At 61.9% G+C, this 17,631-nt stretch carries 15 protein-coding genes; 11 read left to right on the forward strand and 4 right to left on the reverse strand.

Going from position 1 to position 17,631, the window contains the following annotated elements; all coding sequences use genetic code 11:
- The first annotated feature begins 9 nt into the window (after positions 1-9).
- The 6 genes from ACEK02_RS10035 to ggt all read left to right on the forward strand — a co-directional run bounded on the left by ACEK02_RS10035 (position 10) and on the right by ggt (position 7,442).
- Positions 10-954: an ABC transporter permease gene (locus tag ACEK02_RS10035; RefSeq protein WP_371421608.1), complete on the forward strand. Its 945-nt coding sequence runs from the start codon at positions 10-12 to the stop codon at positions 952-954.
- Complete coding sequence (locus ACEK02_RS10040; RefSeq protein ID WP_371421565.1) at positions 951-1,841, forward strand: ABC transporter permease; 891 nt, start codon at positions 951-953, stop codon at positions 1,839-1,841. The genes ACEK02_RS10035 and ACEK02_RS10040 overlap by 4 nt, the downstream gene beginning before the upstream one ends.
- Positions 1,838-3,448, forward strand: coding sequence for an ABC transporter ATP-binding protein (locus ACEK02_RS10045; protein WP_371421566.1), 1,611 nt, complete (start codon positions 1,838-1,840; stop codon positions 3,446-3,448). The genes ACEK02_RS10040 and ACEK02_RS10045 overlap by 4 nt, the downstream gene beginning before the upstream one ends.
- 73 nt (positions 3,449-3,521) lie before the next feature.
- The gene (locus ACEK02_RS10050; RefSeq protein ID WP_371421609.1) at positions 3,522-5,537 is read left to right on the forward strand and encodes a primary-amine oxidase; all 2,016 of its coding nucleotides are present in this window, start codon (positions 3,522-3,524) and stop codon (positions 5,535-5,537) included.
- A gap of 24 nt (positions 5,538-5,561) precedes the next feature.
- Positions 5,562-5,855, forward strand: coding sequence for a hypothetical protein (locus ACEK02_RS10055; RefSeq protein WP_371421567.1), 294 nt, complete (start codon positions 5,562-5,564; stop codon positions 5,853-5,855).
- Positions 5,856-5,864: 9 nt separating this feature from the next.
- Positions 5,865-7,442 (forward strand): gamma-glutamyltransferase, encoded by a 1,578-nt coding sequence (ggt, locus tag ACEK02_RS10060; protein ID WP_371421568.1) that lies wholly within the window; start codon positions 5,865-5,867, stop codon positions 7,440-7,442.
- A gap of 4 nt (positions 7,443-7,446) precedes the next feature.
- On the opposite strand, the gene ACEK02_RS10065 is transcribed toward ggt, so the two are convergent.
- Complete coding sequence (locus ACEK02_RS10065; RefSeq protein ID WP_371421569.1) at positions 7,447-8,949, reverse strand: sensor histidine kinase; 1,503 nt, start codon at positions 8,947-8,949, stop codon at positions 7,447-7,449.
- 684 nt (positions 8,950-9,633) lie between these two features.
- Here ACEK02_RS10065 and zigA point away from each other — a divergent pair.
- Positions 9,634-10,845, forward strand: a complete 1,212-nt coding sequence (zigA, locus tag ACEK02_RS10070; RefSeq protein ID WP_371421570.1) for a zinc metallochaperone GTPase ZigA — start codon at positions 9,634-9,636, stop codon at positions 10,843-10,845.
- A 4-nt stretch (positions 10,846-10,849) separates the two neighbouring features.
- Here zigA and ACEK02_RS10075 read toward each other — a convergent pair whose 3' ends face one another.
- The 3 genes from ACEK02_RS10075 to ACEK02_RS10085 are packed head-to-tail and all read right to left on the reverse strand — an operon-like array spanning position 10,850 to position 13,406.
- Entirely contained in the window at positions 10,850-11,551 is a 702-nt protein-coding gene (locus ACEK02_RS10075; protein WP_371421571.1) for a DUF1045 domain-containing protein, read from the reverse strand.
- A 20-nt stretch (positions 11,552-11,571) separates the two neighbouring features.
- On the reverse strand, positions 11,572-12,759 hold the full coding sequence (locus tag ACEK02_RS10080) for an alpha-D-ribose 1-methylphosphonate 5-triphosphate diphosphatase (protein WP_371421572.1): 1,188 nt from the start codon (positions 12,757-12,759) through the stop codon (positions 11,572-11,574).
- The gene (locus ACEK02_RS10085; protein WP_371421573.1) at positions 12,756-13,406 is read right to left on the reverse strand and encodes a chloramphenicol acetyltransferase; all 651 of its coding nucleotides are present in this window, start codon (positions 13,404-13,406) and stop codon (positions 12,756-12,758) included. Before ACEK02_RS10085 ends, ACEK02_RS10080 begins: the two co-directional genes overlap by 4 nt.
- Positions 13,407-13,629: 223 nt before the next feature.
- On the opposite strand from ACEK02_RS10085, the gene phnC reads away from it, so the two are divergent.
- The 4 genes from phnC to phnE (ACEK02_RS10105) all read left to right on the forward strand — a co-directional run bounded on the left by phnC (position 13,630) and on the right by phnE (ACEK02_RS10105) (position 17,507).
- Entirely contained in the window at positions 13,630-14,439 is an 810-nt protein-coding gene (gene phnC, locus ACEK02_RS10090) for a phosphonate ABC transporter ATP-binding protein (protein WP_371421574.1), read from the forward strand.
- 111 nt (positions 14,440-14,550) lie between these two features.
- On the forward strand, positions 14,551-15,489 hold the full coding sequence (phnD, locus tag ACEK02_RS10095) for a phosphonate ABC transporter substrate-binding protein (protein ID WP_371421575.1): 939 nt from the start codon (positions 14,551-14,553) through the stop codon (positions 15,487-15,489).
- A 288-nt stretch (positions 15,490-15,777) separates the two neighbouring features.
- Positions 15,778-16,662 (forward strand): phosphonate ABC transporter, permease protein PhnE, encoded by an 885-nt coding sequence (gene phnE / locus ACEK02_RS10100; protein ID WP_371421576.1) that lies wholly within the window; start codon positions 15,778-15,780, stop codon positions 16,660-16,662.
- On the forward strand, positions 16,659-17,507 hold the full coding sequence (gene phnE / locus ACEK02_RS10105) for a phosphonate ABC transporter, permease protein PhnE (RefSeq protein WP_371421577.1): 849 nt from the start codon (positions 16,659-16,661) through the stop codon (positions 17,505-17,507). The genes phnE (ACEK02_RS10100) and phnE (ACEK02_RS10105) overlap by 4 nt, the downstream gene beginning before the upstream one ends.
- Positions 17,508-17,631 lie beyond the last annotated feature (124 nt).

Genomic DNA, 17,631 nt, shown 5'->3' on the forward strand with positions numbered 1-17,631 from the left:
CTGATGGCGATCGCCGGTGTCCTTCTCAAGCGGTCCGTGTCGGTCGTTCCCGTGCTTGCGGTGGTTGCGCTGATCGCGTTCCTGCTGCTGCGGTTCTCGTCCGGAGATCCTGTGGCGCAACTCGCGGGCGACAATGCCGATCCGGCAGCGATCGCCGCGATCCGTGCGCGGCTCGGCCTCGATCAGCCATTGCCGGTGCAGTTCCTGCAGTGGCTGTGGCGACTTCTTCAGGGTGATCTCGGCATCTCCATCGTCTCGAATCAGCCGGTCTTGACACTGATTGGCCAGCGGGTGGGTCCGACATTGGCCGTCTCGCTTACCACCATCATTTTCTCGGTGCTCGTCGGCGTGCCGATCGGTGTGCTCGCTGCGTGGCGTCGCGGCGGCTGGCTCGATCGCTTCGCCATGTGGACGTCTGTGACCGGGTTCGCCGTGCCGACCTTCGCCATCGGCTATTTCTGGATCTATCTGCTGTCGATGCAGCTCGGCCTGTTCCCGGTGCAGGGCTATGCATCGCTGTCCCAGGGCGTCGGTCTGTTTCTCTGGCACCTCGCGTTGCCGACGCTGACGCTCAGTCTCGTCTATGTCGCGCTGATCGCCCGCGTGGCGCGTACCAGCCTGCTCGAAGTCTTGAACGAGGATTTCGTCCGCACCGCTCGCGCCAAGGGCCTGCCGGAGCGCATCGTGGTGTTCAAACATGCGCTGCGTAATGCCGCCGTGCCCATCGTTTCCATCGTCGGCATAGGCGTCGCGCTATTGATCGGCGGCGTGGTTGTCACCGAGAGCGTGTTCAATCTGCCCGGCCTCGGCCGTCTGACGGTGGATTCCGTACTAGCGCGTGATTACCCGGTGATCCAGGGTATCATCATGGTATTCGGCGGCGCCTATGTGGCGATCAATCTGCTGGTCGATATCAGCTACACATTCTTCGACCCGAGGATCAGCGCGCAATGACCGCCACCACCGTCATCGCGCCCGCATCTTCGCCAGTCGATGTGTGGACTCTCGTCCGTAAGCTGCTGCGTAACCGGACGATCCTGTTCGGCCTCGGCGTTCTCATCCTGCTCGCTTTGGTCGCGATTTTTGCCAGCGTGTTGTGGACTGTGGATCCGGCTGCGCTCAAGCCCCGGTTGCGGCTGCGGTCGCCGAGTGCGGTCAACTGGCTTGGCACCGACAATCTCGGCCGCGATATCTGGAGCCGGCTGATCTATGGAAGCCGTGTGTCGCTGGTCGTCGGCGCGGTGGTGGCGATCCTTGCGGTCGTCGCCGGCAGTGCGCTCGGCCTGATTGCGGGCATGGTGCGCTGGATCGACAATGTGCTGATGCGCATGATGGACGGGATGATGGCGATTCCCGCGATCTTGCTCGCCATCGCATTGATCGGCGGCCTCGGCGCCAATCTCGTGACCATATGCATCGCCATTGCCGTTCCCGAAATCCCGCGGGTGGCCCGCATGGTGCGCAGTGTCGTGCTCACAGTACGCGAGGAGGCCTATGTCGAGGCTGCCGTCAGTATGGGCACGCGGCTGCCGGTACTGGTTATCAGACATATCGTTCCCAACATTCTTGCCCCGTTGATCGTGCAGGCCACCTATATCGCTTCGTCGGCGATCCTGATCGAAGCCTCGCTGTCCTTCCTCGGTATCGGCATGCCCGACGAGATCCCGAGCTGGGGCAACATGATGGCCGATGCTCGACTGTATTTTCAGATCAGGCCCGGCCTGATGCTGTTCCCCGGCATCTGCATCGCGCTCACCGTGCTCGGCATCAACCGGCTTGGCGACGGCCTGCGCGACATGCTCGACCCCCGGCTCGCGCGTTCGGTGGGAGGTGTCAAATGAGCGAGGCCGTCCTCGAAGTCGCGGGTCTCACCGTCGGACTGACGCACGATGCCGATGGGCGTCGTATTGTCCGGGATATCAATGTCACGGTGCCGCGCGGGCAGATCGTCTGCGTGGTCGGTGAATCCGGCTCCGGCAAGTCGGTCACGGCTTTCAGTGTCACGGGGCTGCTGCCGGAAGGGCTAAAGCCTGTCGCCGGCTCGATCAAACTGCTCGGCGAAGAACTGATCGGGGCCACGGACGACCGGATGCGCGAACTACGCGGCAGCCGCATCGGCATGATCTTCCAGGAGCCGATGACGGCGCTCAATCCGGTGATGACCGTGCGCGAACAGCTTGCCGAACTGATCGAGTGGCATTCCGACAAACGGCACACCAAGGCCGAAGTCGACAAGCGCGTTCTTGCGGCGCTGGAAGACATGCTGCTGCCCAACGCCTCGCAGATGATGCGTGCCTATCCGCATCAGCTCTCCGGCGGCCAGCGCCAGCGCGTCATGATCGCCATGGCGATGCTGCTCGAGCCGATCCTGCTGATTGCTGATGAGCCCACCACGGCGCTCGATGTCACCACGCAGAAGCAGATCCTGATGCTGATCAAGGATCTGGTGAAACGCAAGAATATCGGCGTGCTGTTCATTACCCACGATTTCGGCGTCGTTGCTGATATCGCCGATCAGGTCGTGGTGATGCAGAGGGGCCTGGTCGTGGAGAGCGGCAGCGTCGATGCGCTCTTGAAGAATCCCACACAGCCTTACACACGCCTGCTGATCAATTCCGTGCCCAAGGGCATCCGCGTGGCCACCGAGACGCGTGAGCCCACGCCGACGGTGCTGGAAGTCAAGGCTCTGAAGATGACCTATGGGCATCGCGGATTTTTTGGCCGGGGCCGGGTGACGCAGGCGGTTAAGGAAGCTGCATTCACGCTCGGTCGCGGCGAAATCATTGGCGTGGTCGGCGAGTCCGGTTCCGGCAAGTCGACGTTGGCGCGCTGCGTGTCGCGGCTGATGAAGCCGACATCGGGCGAGATCAGCCTGCTCGGTACCGATATCGCTCGCGCATCGAATGAGACGCTGCGCCCACATCGCCGCTATATTCAGGTCGTATTCCAGGACCCCTATCGGTCGCTCAATCCGCGCCTGTCGGTCGGACGATCTCTGATCGAAGGCGTTGTCAATTTCGGAGCGACACCCGATGAGGCGCGCGCAAAGGTCGCGTCCTTGCTGGAGCTTGTCGGCATGGATACCCAGATCCTCGATCGTTTCCCGCATGAATTTTCCGGCGGCCAACGCCAGCGGATCTGCATCGCGCGCGCACTGGCCTCGGAACCGCAGATATTGATTGCCGACGAAGCCGTCTCGGCACTCGACGTCACCGTGCAGGCACAGGTGCTGAGACTGTTCGCCGATCTGCGCAGCCGGCTTGGGTTGGCCATGCTGTTTATTACCCACGATCTGCGTGTCGCCGGCGAACTCTGCGACCGCATCATGGTGATGAAATCCGGCGAGATCGTCGAAAGCGGCTCGACCGCCGACGTCTTCGACAATCCACAGCATCCCTACACACAGGCCTTATTTTCGGCGGCCCCAGGCCGGGAGCGACTGCAATGAATGCTTTTGGCGCCCAATACTTTCCAATCCCCCACGGCGCAAGGCGCCTTCAGGAGTTCTGTCTATGACGGTCATGACCAAGATCGAGAGCGATGCGACTGTTCAGACGGATGCACCGGTGCCGTTCCATCCGCTCAACCCGCTCTCGCTCGATGAAATCGGGGTGGCCTGCGATCTCGTGAAGACGGTTGCCCAACTCTCGGCGCGCGCCCGTTTTCCCATCGTGCGGCTGGAAGAGCCGAGTAAGGCCGATCTGCGCGCCTATGCCGGTGGCACCAGGCTGCCGCGGCTGGCGTTTATCGTTGTGCTGGAATCCGCGACCGGTGCTTCGACCGAATACATTGTCGATCTCTCGGCCGGCAAGATCGTCGAAAGCAAGCTGCTGCCGAATTCCGAAGCGCCTTATGGTCAGCCGCCGGTAATGATCGGGGAGTTCATGCTGTGCGAGAAAATCGTCAAATCCGATGAAGGCTGGCGCAATGCGATGCGCCGCCGTGGCATGTCCGACAAGGATATGGAGATGGCGCAGGTCGATCCATTTTCGTCGGGTTTTTTCGATCGCGATTTCGAGCGTGGTCGCCGCATCGTGCGTGCCGTCACGTTTTTCCGTGAGGATATCAAGGACAATGCCTATGCGCATCCGGTCGAGGGTGTCGTGGCCGTTGTCGATCTGATCCATCAGAAAGTGGTCGATCTGCTCGACGACGAGGTCGTCATTCCGATCCCGAAGAAGAAGCGCAATTATGGCGCCCATGAGAATACCAATCCGCGTACCGACATCAAACCGCTGAATATCGAGCAGCCGGAAGGTCCGAGCTTCAAGGTCGATGGCTGGAATGTCGAGTGGCAGAAGTGGAGTTTCCGCGTCGGTTTCACGCCGCGCGAGGGTCTGGTGCTGAACCAGCTTTCCTATCAGGATGGCGACAGGAAGCGCTCCATCATCCATCGCGCCAGCGTCACCGAGATGGTGGTGCCCTATGCCGACCCGACGGCCAATCACTACTGGAAGTCGGCTTTCGACGCTGGCGAATACGGCCTCGGCATGCTCGCCAACGCGCTGGAACTCGGCTGCGACTGCCTCGGCAACATCCACTATTTCGACATCCCGGCGGCGGACGAGCAGGGCGTGCCGTTCACGATGAAGAATGCGGTTTGCATGCATGAAGAGGATTACGGTATCCTCTGGAAGCACTACGAATTCCGTAACGGATTGTTCGAAGTGCGCCGCTCGCGCCGCCTCGTCATCAGCTTCTTCGCCACCGTCGGCAATTATGATTACGGCTTCTACTGGTATCTTTACCAGGACGGCACCATCCAGTTGGAGGCCAAGCTCACAGGCATCATCCAGACGGCGGCGGTGGCGCCCGACCAGAAATATGCCTGGGGCGGCATGGTCGACGAGAATCTCGGTGGCCCCACCCACCAGCACTTCTTCAATGTCCGTATGCATATGGATCTCGACGGCGGCGGCAACACCGTGACCGAACACGAATTTGCGCAGCGTCCATGGGGCACCGACAATCCCCATGGCAATGCGTTCGATCTCAAGAGCCGCACGCTGTCGCGCGAGCGCGATGCGGCAGCGATCGCAAACGGCCAGAGCGGCCGTTACTGGAAGGTCACCAACCCGAACAGCAAGAACAGCGTCGGCAATCCCACGGGCTACAAGCTCTCCGTGATGCCAAGTCCGCTGATGCTGGCGCAGGAAGGCAGCTTCGTGCGCAAGCGCGGCGGCTTCGCGACCAAACATGTCTGGGTCACCGCCTATGATCCCGCGGAGAAATACGCCAGCGGGGACTATCCGAACGTCCATGCCGGCGGCGACGGCCTGCCGCGCTATATCGAGCAGAACCGCAATATCGAGAATACCGACATCGTGCTGTGGCACTCGTTCGGCCACACCCATGTCTGCAAGCCCGAGGATTTCCCGGTGATGCCGGTGGAATATGCCGGCTTCATGCTGAAGCCGAATGGCTTCTTCGCGGCGAATCCGGCGCAGGATATCGCGCCGGAGCGCAATGGCCGCAGCGTTCTGAGCACCGATACGGCGACGGGGGCTGCCGGAAGCTCCTGCTGCCACAAGTCCTGAGACTATGACCGGGAGGCACGCGACATGATCTGCTGCCTCCTCGCCCTGCTCGCGGCATTGCCCGGCGTCTCCCTGATCCGGCGGCTGCAGGCGGAGCGCGGGAACTGCGTGTCGATCTGCACGGTGGGGTTGCGGCGCGATATCGAGTTCGCGGTGGCGACTGCCGGTATCATTATTGTGGTGACGGCTACCGCGCTGTCGATTCACAGGTTAAACCACACGGCATCCCCGCGCGCCTGGGGGCCGATCTGCTCGGCGCTCGACCGCATCTCTCCCGCCTCATCGCGTGATCCGCGTGGGGCGGCTTCGTACCGATAGAGGACCCTCATGCGTGATTTCATGGCCGTCGCCCGTTCCGTTGCCGTTGCCGAACACGGGATGGCCGCAACCTCGCATCCGTTGGCGACGCTGGCTGCGGTGGAGATGCTGAAGTCCGGCGGTAATGCTATCGATGCGGCACTGGCCGCGGTCGCCGTGCAATGCGTGGTCGACCCCGCGATGACCGGCATCGGCGGTGACTGTTTTGCGCTTTATTCGCCGAAAGGCGGCGCGCCGATCGCGCTGAACGGCTCCGGCCGCACCCCTGCCAGAATCGATTCCGAGAAATATGCGGCGTCCGGCGCCCGCGACATTCCCGAGACCTGCGTCGAGACCGTCACCGTGCCCGGTGCCATCGATGCCTGGTGTACGCTCAGCAAGAATCATGGCTCCAAGTCGTTAGCCGATGTCTTTGCAGCGGCCATCGACGCCGCCGAGAATGGCTTTCTCATCACCCCGCGCGTGTCGGCCGACTGGGCCAAATGGCGCCGCAAGCTGGAACTGCATTCCGACGCGACCGCGCAATACCTGCCGGGCGGTCATGCGCCCGCGGTTGGCGACAAGCGCGTCCAGCCTGCGCTCGCTGCTACCCTGCGCCGGGTTGCGCGCGAAGGCCGCAACGGTTTCTACCAGGGCCAGGTGGCCGACGACATCATTACTACGCTGCGCGCTGTCGGCGGCGCGCATGAGGCCGACGATTTCAATGAGCAGCGTTCCGATTATGTGACGCCGATTTCAGCCAATTATCAGGGTTATGACGTCACCGAATGTCCGCCGAACGGGCAGGGCCTTGCGGCGCTGATGATCCTGCGCATCCTTGCCGGCTACGACATCAGGAACCTGAGCGAAGCCGACCGCATCCATGTGCTGGCCGAAGCGACCAAGGCGGCATATCGCACCCGCGATGCCTATTTCTGCGATCCGGCTGTCGCCAGGACCGATGTCGAGCGCTTCCTGTCCGAGAAGTTCATCGGCGACCTCTGTGCCAAGATCGATATGAAGAAGGCGTCACCGGAGGAGGAGTGGGATTCCGTTATCCACAAGGACACGGTGTATCTCACCGTGGTCGATCGCGACCTCAATGCGGTATCACTGATCAATTCGCTGTTCGGTCCGTTCGGCAGCGGCATCTATGCGAAGAAGTCCGGCGTGCTTCTGCATCACCGCGGCTGGAGCTTCCGCGCCAAGCCAGGCCATGTGAATTCGCTCGGCCCGCGTAAGCGGCCGATGCACACGATCATCCCGGGCATGCTGATGAAGGATGGCCGCGCGGTGATGCCGTTCGGCGTGATGGGTGGTCATTATCAGGCCACCGGCCATGCGCAATACATCTCAAATGTGCTCGACCTGAAGATGGACATCCAGGAGGCCGCAGAGGCTGCGCGTTCGTTTGCGACCAACAATGTGCTGCAGGTCGAAAACACGATCCCGGAGGCGGTGCGCAACGAACTCGCGGCGCGCGGCCACAAGCTGCAGATGATGGATGCCGGCATTGGCGGCGCACAGGCGATCCAGATCGATTATCAGCGCGGCGTATTGCTTGGCGCCTCGGATCACCGCAAGGACGGCATGGCGCTTGGTTTCTGATCGATCAGGACAAGGCGCGATGGCGAGCTTCGGGCCCCGTCGCGCCATGACTGACCTGGAACTCGCCGGTCTTCAACGCCGGTGAGCTCGGGTTCTCGGGATCCAGCGGCAAGTCCAGTGTGAACCGTGTGCCTTGCCACGGTTCGCTGGCCAGATCGATTTGCCCCTTCAGGGTAGATACGACCAGATTGAAGACGATGTGCAGGCCGAGACCGGTGCTGCCTTTGTCGCGCCGTGTCGTGAAAAAAGGATCGAAAACTTTCGACAGATCGTCCGGCGGAATGCCGTCGCCATTGTCGGCCACGACGATGCGCATGTTGCTATCATCCAGCCGCAAGACGGTAAGCTCGATCACGCCGGTGCGGCCATCGGGAAAGCCGTGGACCGCTGCATTCAGTGCGAGATTTCGAATAACCTGCGCGAGGGCGCCGGGATAGGTGTCCGCCACGATGCCGTCCTCGCATATCACGCGAACCGCGTGGCCTCTGCGATCGAGCAAGGGCTGCAGCGTGCTCATGACTTCACCGAGCCAATCACGCATCTCGAATGCGCGGCGTTCCTGGTTGGCTTCGTCAGTCGCGACTTGTTTGAAGCTATGGACCAGGTCCGCAGCCCGCCGATGATTGTCGAACAGCAGCTTCATGCCTTCACTGAGCCGCGCGATGCTCCGTGTGAGCGCGGAGCGCCGGACCTGACCGGATTCGATCGTGGCAGTCAGCATCTTCAGCTCGCCTTCGAGGGCAGTCGCGGTGGTCAGGGCGACGCCAAGCGGTGTGCTGACTTCATGCGAGACGCCGGCGACCAGTTGACCGAGTGACGCCAGCTTCTCGGCCTGCACCAGCTGCCCTTGCGTGTTCTGTAGTTCGACCAGCGCGGCAACCGAGCGCTCTTTTTCATCCTGCAGTGCTTGCGATGTCTGGAACTGACGCCGCGCCTGAAATTCCCGTGCACCGACCGCATAGAGCGAGAGCACATAGGCAAACCCGACCTCGAAATTATTGATGAAGCGCAGGCCGTCCGTCAAATAGGTCGCAAAGGTCTGGCAGTAGATGAAGCATGCCCATGTGGTGATGCAGAAAACCGTCAGCGCCGGGAGGCGAAGCGGCAGCAGCGTCGAGACGAACAGGATCACGATGATCATTCCGGCCGTGGAGTGTTCGAAGCCGCGGTCGATGAACAGATAGATGATGCTGAGGACGCAACCCGGCACCACGCAATAGAGCAGATAGATCGGTTCCGCCCAGCGGTGCGCGCGCGGCACAAACAACGCCGCGGTGAGGGGCAGCAGAACGATGGCGGCGACCGCGGCGCGAATGGCGAGTGTCGTTGTCCATGCGACGGGATCGAGGATCCGGTCCCAGATCGCGAACGCGCAATAGACGATTGCACCGAGCACCATCGCAGCCTGGGCGCGGCGGCGTTCTCCGAGCGCAAAGCATCGGACAAAACTTGCTTCCTGCTCAGGGTCCTCGAAGCGCAGGCCGAATTTGATCAACAGGTCGTTCATGAGGCCAGCTGTGCCCGGTCGTCTGCACTTGATCGGCGCCAGAGGTCTGGCGGCGGGTCGCTCGGCACTTGGGAGATGTCGTTCGGCAGGTTGCCAAGACGGTTTCATCTACCAGAAATTGGGACGTTTGAAACGCCTAAGCATCACCGATGGCGGCAGTATAAGGACGCGGAAAGTGAAGGAGGCGGAGGCTTCTTGGCATCGTCAGTGTGGACACGGCGAGTGGGCGTTGTTGGTTGTTTCTCGGACTCCCAGGTTTGGCGGATATGACAGGCAAGCGGCGCAGTCTCTGCAACGGGAACGCTCTCGGAGTCGTTCGTCATCGATGACCTGGAACTGTCGGTTGGCGCCAGCGTCGGCATTGCCATTGGCCGCGAGGATGACGATCCGTGCGACCTCACGCCTCCTGCCGACTGGGCGCTTTACGCATCGAAAGCCAGCGGTCGAAACCGCGTGATCTTTGCCAAGCCGGTGGATGCCGAGACAATCGCGCGGGCGGGCTAGCGTCCACGCAATGAGCGTGGGCTGACCGCGCCGGATGAGATTTCCAGCAGATCAGACAAACTGACAGCGCATCGGAGGGATCGGCGCGAGCGGGTTGACAGGCATCGGTTCTGTAATGTTATAACATAACAAATAAGAAGAGCCTGATGTCCCGTACCCTCAAAAGACTGTTCGATCTCGATGCAAAAACTCCCCGTCACAGTCTTGTCCGGCTTCCTCGGGGCTGGAAAGACAACTTTGCTGAACCACGTGCTGAACAACCGTCACGGCCTGAAAGTGGCGGTGATCGTGAACGACATGAGCGAGGTGAACATCGATGCGGACCTGGTTCGCGATGGTGGTGCCAACCTGTCGCGGACGGATGAGAAGCTGGTCGAAATGACCAATGGCTGCATTTGCTGCACGCTCCGTGACGATCTGCTCAAGGAAGTGCGGGCGCTCGCCGAAAGCCGGCGGTTCGATTACCTGCTGATCGAATCCACCGGAATTGCGGAGCCGCTGCCGGTGGCCGCGACCTTCGATTTCCGCGACGAAAACGGCGACAGCCTCTCCGATGTGGCGCAGCTCGATACCATGGTGACGGTGGTCGATGCGGTGAACCTGTTGAAGGACTATTCCTCCACCGACTTTCTGCAGGACCGCGGCGAGGCGCTTGACGGTGACAAGCGCACGCTGGTGGACCTGCTGGTAGAGCAGATCGAATTCGCTGATGTCGTGGTGCTCAACAAGGTCAATGACGCGACGCTTGAGCAATGCAACAGCGCGCGCAAGATCATCTGTGCACTCAATCCCGATGCGGACATCATCGAAGCAAGCTTTGCCAATGTACCGTTCGACCGTGTGCTTGATACCGGCCGCTTTGATTTTGAAAAAGCGCAACAACATCCGCTCTGGCACAAGGAACTGTATGGTTTCGCCGACCACGTGCCCGAGACCGAAGAATATGGCGTGACGAATTTCGTCTATCGCGCGCGGCGACCGTTCGATCCCGTGAAGTTTCAGGCCTTCCTGTGTGAGAGCTGGGCCGGCGTGATCCGCAGCAAGGGGCATTTCTGGCTGGCGACACGGCCACAATGGGTCGGCGAACTCAGCCAGGCGGGCGCCATCGTGCGCACCGAGGGGATGGGATTCTGGTGGGCCAATGTCCCCGCCGATCGCTGGCCGGACGATCCGTATTGGCGGCAGTCGCTGAAGAAGAACTGGAACGAGATCTATGGCGATCGGCGTCAGGAGATCGTCTTCATCGGTTCCGACATGGATGAGAGCGATATCCGCCGCCGGCTCGATGCTTGCCTCGTGCCTGGAAAGCCCGGCATGGATGTCGCCGGCTGGGCGAAGCTCCCGGATCCGTTTCCGGCGTGGAAGCGAGCTGACGAGATGGCGTCTTCGTGACGCGTCAAATTGCCGTCAGCGCCGCGTGATGGAGCACCTTAAAACGCGACGTCGCACTGGTCTGGCGGAACAGGCCGATACGGTCGATCTGCAGCGCGGTGAGGTCGAGTATCGCGAATCTCTGCTGTAGCATCGCCAGTACGGACGCGCTGCGTTCCGTCGGTAGCCGTCCGGTCAGCGTCATGTGAAAGCGAAAATCATCGCGCACATAGGGATAGCCGAAACGATCCAGCTGCTCGACCTGCCGCGGCGTCAGGTTCTCCGGCTTGCGACGCGCACGGTCTTCCGGTGTCATTGGGGCGCGAAACACCTCGAACCCCTCGACGCAGGCCTGGGCCAGTGCGGAAAGTTCGGCAGACGGAGCATCCGGCACGACTGCCGTGAAGCCGCTGATGATGCGCACCACCGGCACGATGTCCGGGATGGCACGGGGCGTCCGGGCGAAGTCATCGAAGGCCGCGATCAGGTCGTCTTCGGTAGTGTCAGGCGTCAGCGAGAACGGCGCCTTCAGCGTGGCGTGAAAGCCGTATTTGCGCGGGTCCTTGATCAGCGCCGGCCAGTCCGGCGCGTGCATGATGAGATCGCCGGGAACCAGCACGTCATTGCCGGTGAAGGGATCGTAGCCGAGGATTTCGGCGCCGAAACGGGAAAGGGCACCGTCGGTGTCGGGGGCGTAATAGATCGCGTAGCGCGGGAATTCAGTCATGGCCGCACAATAAAGCCGCGTTACGCTGCGGCAATAGCTTTGCGTTGCATGGCACGCGCCGGCTGCAGGCGCGCGGCATCGGTGAGATGCACGAGCTTGCCTTTTACGATCACGGCGACGATCCGTGGTCGCAGCGCGACGCTGTCATCGACGAGCAGTAAATCAGCGCGGCGCCCGCCCGCGATCTCGCCACGGTCGGTGAGCCCGGCGGCCCTGGCTGGTGCTGACGAGATCAGCGCCCAGGCCTGCGGCAGCGACAGAATGCCGTCCTCAACCAGCCGGAACGCGGCCAGCAGTTGCGCGGGATAATAATAGTCGGAGGCAAGAATCGAGCAGAGGCCCTTGGCGATCATGTCGGATGCCTTGGTCCAGCCGGTGTGGCTGCCGCCCCGCACCACATTGGGCGCGCCGAATACGATGAAGTCGCCAGCATTAGCGGCGGCTTGTGCGGTTTCCTCGTTGATCGGGAATTCGGCGATGTCGACGCCGAGCCTGCGGAAGTCATCGCGCATCGCAGGTGTCGCGTCGTCATGCGAGAGCGTCGGCACGCCGGCAGCAGTCGCCGATTTGGCGAGGCGCGCGATCGAGGCCGGCACCTCGTCGGAGCGCGACAGCACGCGTTCGACCAGCTGATCGAAGGCTTCGCTGGTGAGGCCGGTGCGTTCCACCATACGTGCGCGCTTCGCCGGCCTTGAGATGCCGGCGATGTCCATGTGATCGTTGAAGGCGAGCAGATCGATGCGACCGGCCTGCAGCCAACCCAGGATCTCGTCTTCCGCGTCGAGGTTGAACGTCTCCTGCCGGAGATGGAAGCGCGTGTCGGAGGCGAGCTTTGGCCGCAGCGTCTCGATGGCATCCAGCAGCTTGCGGGCGTTCTCTGCGCCGCGCAGGCCGGGCTCCCAGGACCATGTGGTGCCGTGAAACACCGTGGTGATGCCATTGGCGATGGCCTGCCGGTCGCTGTCGATCAGCGCGACATCGACGGGGAAGTCGACGCCGGGGCGCGGCATGAGCTGTCGCTCGAAGGCATCGCCATGCAGGTCGACGATCCCCGGCAGCACCAGCAGGTCGGAGGCATCGAGGCCGAGCGCGTCGTGGGTCGCATCCGACCCGATGTCAGCGATCACACCGTCTGCAATCTGCAGCGAGGTCTCGGCGATGTCCTGGCCGAGCAAAGTGCGTCCGCCGTCGATGAAGATATCGGTCATGTCACCGCCATCTGCCTGGGCGCCTTGACGCCTTTATATTTGCTCAGGAAATCCTCGACCGGGAGCTTGCGGAAATCCGGCAGCGCCTGTCGCAGCATCTCATGGTCCCAGTCCCACCAGGCGAGCTCCAGCAGCCCGTCTTCCACGGCTTCCGAAAATCGCCGCCGCACCGGCCGGGCCGGATTGCCGGCGACAATCGTATAGGGGGCGACGTCCTTGGTCACAATGGCGCCGGCTGCAATCACCGCGCCGGTACCGATCTGACGGCCCGGCAGCACGATGGCGCCATGGCCGAGCCAGACATCGTGGCCGATCGTGCAGTGATGCTCGCGTCGCCAGGCAAAGAAGTCGGCGTCGTCGCTTTCGCCGGGGAAGTAGGCACTCGCGCGATAGGTGAAGTGCGCCTGCGTCGCCCGGTGCATTGGGTGATTGCCGGGATTGATCCGGATCATCGCCGCGATCGAGCAGAATTTTCCGATCGTCGTGTAGGTGATCTGGCCGTCATTCACGACATATGAATAGTCGCCCATCGTCACTTCGGTGAGGATCGTGCGCGCGCCGACTTCGGTATAGGCGCCGAGCTCGGTGTCGACGAGTTTCGCGGTGGGATCGACCGCTGGCGTGAGCGAGAGTTGTTTGCCGGCCATGTGACGCTCGTGCGACGGAAGAGGGATGAGGAGGTGATGAAGAGGGTGCGCGCTGTCGCGCGGGGACCTCTTCGGTCGGTTTCGTGACGGTGTCGTGACATTGGCATGAATTCGGGCGTGTTTTTCCCGCAAGGAGGATAACCCGTATGCGCAGGGCACATGTCACATCACTGTTAAACGCGGGCGTTACCGGTGGCGATGTCTATTGTCATTGGAGTGCCTCATGCTGGTGGTGGATAAGCTGACGTGCCGTTTCGGCGCCAAGGCTGCCGTCGATAACGCGTCGTTCGAGATCAAGCCTGGCGCATTCGTCGGGGTGATCGGTCGTTCAGGCGCCGGCAAGTCGACCATGCTGCGCATGATCAATCGTCTGGCGGAGCCCACCGATGGGCGCATCATGTTCGATGGCGTCGATGTCACCGCACTCAAGGGCCGTGATCTGCGCAAGTGGCGCGCGCGCTCTGCCATGATTTTCCAGCAATTCAATCTCGTCGGCCGTCTCGATGTGCTGACCAATGTGCTGATGGGCCGCCTGGCCGAGATGCCGCAGTGGCGCTCGCTGACCCAGATGTGGCCCGAGGACGACCGCGCGCTGGCGATGTCGGCGCTGGAACAGTTCGACATGGCGCAATACGCCTCGCAGCGCGCCGACCAGCTGTCCGGCGGTCAGCAGCAGCGCGTCGCGATCGCCCGGGCGCTGGTACAGCAGCCCGATATCATTCTCGCGGACGAGCCGATCGCGTCACTGGATCCGCGCAACACCCGCATCGTCATGGATGCGCTGCTGCGCATCAACAAGCACTTCGGCATCACCGTGATTTGCAACCTGCATTCACTCGATCTGGCACGTACCTATTGCGATCGCCTGATCGGTATGTCCGCCGGCCGCGTCGTGTTCGACGGTGCGCCGTCTGCGCTTACCGAACATATCGCCCGCGAACTCTACGATCTCGAAGCTGACGAGGTGATGGGATCGGCGCATATGCCGACGCCCGCCCGCGTTCCCGAATACGGTGTTGCTGCCGTCGCGTGATTGCAGTGCGTTGAAATTATCGTGGTGACGTCATCGTAACGATGGCATCGCCGCGATAGACGCGCCTTCTGCCAAGAAAACGTTTCACCTCAGATCAAAACAGGGATTGTCATGATCAACCGTCGCTCCATTCTGCTCAGCGCTGCTGCGCTGGCCTTCGTCGCCACCTCTGCCTCAGCCCAGGACTACAAGGCCAAGTATCCGGAACTGACCTTCGCCGTCGTTCCCGCCGAGAACGCCTCGGGTGTCACCGAGCGCTGGGCGCCGTTCGTCGCCTATCTGTCGAAAGAACTCGGCGTGAAGGTCAACCTGCGCATCGCCAATGACTACGCAGCGGTCATCGAAGGCCAGCGCTCCGGCAACATCCAGATCGCCAGCTACGGTTCGGCCTCGTTCGCCCGCGCCCGCCTGACCGGCGTGCAGACCGATGCCTTCGCCAACGACATCAACATCGATGGCTCAACGGGCTATTACTCGGTGTTCTTCGTCAAGGCGTCGAGCCCGTACAAGTCGATCGACAATCTGAAGGGCAAGAATCTCGGCCTCGTCGATCCGAATTCGACCTCGGGCAACAACGTCCCGCGCTTCGAACTGGACAAGATGGGCATCTCGGACGCTGACAGCTATTTCAGCAAGGTCGTGTTCACCGGCAGCCATGAGAACGCCATGCTCGCGCTGTCGCAGGGCACCGTCGACGTTGCTGCCAACCAGTGGACCAACGACAACGACTCGACGCTGCAGCAGATGATCACCAAGGGCATGCTGAAGAATGCCGACGGTTCGGTGATGAAGAAGGACGACTTCCGGATCATCCACAAGTCGGCCCCGATCATCAACGGCCCCTATGCCTATAGCTCGGCGCTGCCGGAAGATCTGAAAGCTGCCATCGCCAAGGCCTTCACCGACGCGCCGACCAAGGACAAGGCTGCGTTCGACAAGCTGTCGGACGGCCAGAAAAAGGGCTTCCACGCCGCGACCACCAAGGATTGGGACGCCACCATCGACCTGATCAAGTTCGTCGACGCGCTTCGCAAGAAGAAGGCATCGTAAGTATCTGCAATGGACAGGAGCCGGATCAGAAATGGTCCGGCTCCTTTTCTGTGTGGAACGCTGCGGTCTCTTCCCTCGCCCCGCCTAGCGAAGCTCTGCTTCGCCGGGCGGGGAGAGGGTGGCTTCGCGAAGCGAAGACGGGTGAGGGGAAGCCAGCGAGCGAAACACTGGCTCCCCCTCACCCGAAGCTTCGCTAACGCTCGGCTCCGACCTCTCCCCGCAAGCGGGGAGAGGTTATGCTGAGCGCAGCGCTCTGACGGTATGTTACTTTCATAGGCACAACTTTTCATGTCCGCCGCCGTTTCCATCCTTCCCGCTCCGCAGCTCGCTGCGCTGAACGAGGCCTACCGCAAGTCGGTGGCACGCCGGCGGTTGCGCACGCTGTTCGTTGTGGCGGCCTGCCTTGCAGCGCTGTTCGTCGCGGCGCTCGGTGCCGAGGTCAATCTCAGGACCTTCATCGAGAAGATCGGCAATTTCGGCAGCTATTTCGATCGCATTTTCACGCTTGAAGCCGGCACGCGGGTCTGGACCGACGTCACTGAATGGTTCTGGGGCTGGAAGAAGTGGCTGTCGCTGCTCGGCGAGACCGTACTGATCAGCTATGTCGGCACGCTGATCGGTGCCGTGCTGGCCTTCGGGTTGAATTTTCTCGCCGCGGAGAACACCGCGCCGTCAGCGCCGCTGCGCTTTGCCGTGCGCCGCTTCATGGAATTCTGCCGGACCGTGCCGGATATCGTGTTCGCGCTGATCTTCGTCATCGCCTTCGGCCTCGGCCCAATGGCCGGCGTGCTGGCGATTGCGATCCACTGCATCGGCGCGCTCGGCAAGCTCTATGGCGAGATCGTCGAGAATATCGACATGAAGCCGGTGGAAGGCATTCGTTCGACCGGCGCGGGCTGGGTCGACAGCATGCGCTTTGCGGTGCTGCCGCAGGTTGCGGCGGGCTTTGCCAGCTACACGCTGCTGCGCTTCGAGATCAATGTGCGCGGCGCCTCCGTGATGGGCTTCGTCGGCGCCGGTGGCATAGGTCAGGAGCTCGTCGTTGCTGTCAGAAAGTTCTACTATTCCGATGTCAGCGCGATCCTGCTGATGATCATCGTCACGGTCTTCATCATCGACATTGGCACCGGCTGGCTGCGCGGCCGTCTGTTCGGCAAGGAAGCCAGATCATGAGCAGGCAGCCTGACATCAACACGCCAGAATTACGCGCGCGCTATCCTGATGTCTTCAACCGGCCGATGGCTTCGCGCGCCGGTGTGCCCGCCATCCTGGTCGCGGCGCTGGCATTGTTCATCTTCGGGCTCAATGAACTCGACTTTTCGCCGGCGCGGATGTGGACCGGCCTGCGCGAACTCGGCTGGATCACCATGATGATGATTCCGCCAAATCCCGGTTCGTCGCTGCCTGCCTATCTGCAGGCGATGGGCGAGACGCTGTCGATCGCGCTGCTCGGCACGACCCTCGCAGCCGTGTTCGCGCTGCCGGTCAGCCTGCTCGCGGCACGCAATGTCATTCCGTCAGCATGGCTACGCTTCCCGGTCCGGCGTTTTCTGGATTCGATCCGCGGCGTCGATACGCTGATCTGGGCGCTGGTCTGGATCAACGTTGTCGGTCTCGGTCCCTTTGCCGGCGTGCTGGCGATCGCGATTTCGGATTTCGGCGCGTTCGGCAAATTGTTTTCGGAGGCTATTGAGGCTGCCGACAAGAAGCAGGTCGAAGGCATCCGCGCCTCCGGTGGCAGCGCGCTACACGAAATTCGCTTCGGCCTGATGCCGCAGGTGCTGCCGGTCATCGCCGGCCAGGTGCTGTACTTCATTGAGTCCAATACGCGCTCCGCCACCATCATCGGCATTGTCGGCGCCGGCGGTATCGGTCTTCAGCTCGCCGAGCAGATACGCGTGCTGGAATGGCAGAAGGTCTCGTTCCTGATCCTGATGATCCTCGTTGCGGTGGCGGCAATCGACTGGATTTCCAGCCGATTGCGCTTTGCCATCATCGGTCGCCGCGCGGTGGCGTGACGCGAACGCAACAGCCGTAGGATGGGTAGAGCGTCTTCGCGAAACCCATCATTCCATCGTTGCGGAAATTCGGCCGATGGGTTTCGCTCCGGCGCTTGGCGCATGCGCTCTACCCATCCTACAG

This window comes from Tardiphaga sp. (genome assembly GCF_041424195.1).
Lineage (GTDB): Bacteria > Pseudomonadota > Alphaproteobacteria > Rhizobiales > Xanthobacteraceae > Tardiphaga.

Excerpts from the sequence above, each read along its gene's own strand:
- ACEK02_RS10040 (WP_371421565.1), top strand. The coding sequence starts at position 951 with ATGACCGCCACCACCGTCATCGCGCCCGCATCTTCGCCAGTCGATGTG.
- ACEK02_RS10045 (WP_371421566.1), top strand. The coding sequence starts at position 1,838 with ATGAGCGAGGCCGTCCTCGAAGTCGCGGGTCTCACCGTCGGACTGACG.
- ACEK02_RS10050 (WP_371421609.1), top strand. The coding sequence starts at position 3,522 with ATGACCAAGATCGAGAGCGATGCGACTGTTCAGACGGATGCACCGGTG.
- ACEK02_RS10055 (WP_371421567.1), top strand. The coding sequence starts at position 5,562 with ATGATCTGCTGCCTCCTCGCCCTGCTCGCGGCATTGCCCGGCGTCTCC.
- ggt (WP_371421568.1), top strand. The coding sequence starts at position 5,865 with ATGCGTGATTTCATGGCCGTCGCCCGTTCCGTTGCCGTTGCCGAACAC.
- ACEK02_RS10065 (WP_371421569.1), bottom strand. The coding sequence starts at position 8,949 with ATGAACGACCTGTTGATCAAATTCGGCCTGCGCTTCGAGGACCCTGAG.
- zigA (WP_371421570.1), top strand. The coding sequence starts at position 9,634 with ATGCAAAAACTCCCCGTCACAGTCTTGTCCGGCTTCCTCGGGGCTGGA.
- ACEK02_RS10075 (WP_371421571.1), bottom strand. The coding sequence starts at position 11,551 with ATGACTGAATTCCCGCGCTACGCGATCTATTACGCCCCCGACACCGAC.
- ACEK02_RS10080 (WP_371421572.1), bottom strand. The coding sequence starts at position 12,759 with ATGACCGATATCTTCATCGACGGCGGACGCACTTTGCTCGGCCAGGAC.
- ACEK02_RS10085 (WP_371421573.1), bottom strand. The coding sequence starts at position 13,406 with ATGGCCGGCAAACAACTCTCGCTCACGCCAGCGGTCGATCCCACCGCG.
- phnC (WP_371421574.1), top strand. The coding sequence starts at position 13,630 with ATGCTGGTGGTGGATAAGCTGACGTGCCGTTTCGGCGCCAAGGCTGCC.
- phnD (WP_371421575.1), top strand. The coding sequence starts at position 14,551 with ATGATCAACCGTCGCTCCATTCTGCTCAGCGCTGCTGCGCTGGCCTTC.
- phnE (WP_371421576.1), top strand. The coding sequence starts at position 15,778 with ATGTCCGCCGCCGTTTCCATCCTTCCCGCTCCGCAGCTCGCTGCGCTG.
- phnE (WP_371421577.1), top strand. The coding sequence starts at position 16,659 with ATGAGCAGGCAGCCTGACATCAACACGCCAGAATTACGCGCGCGCTAT.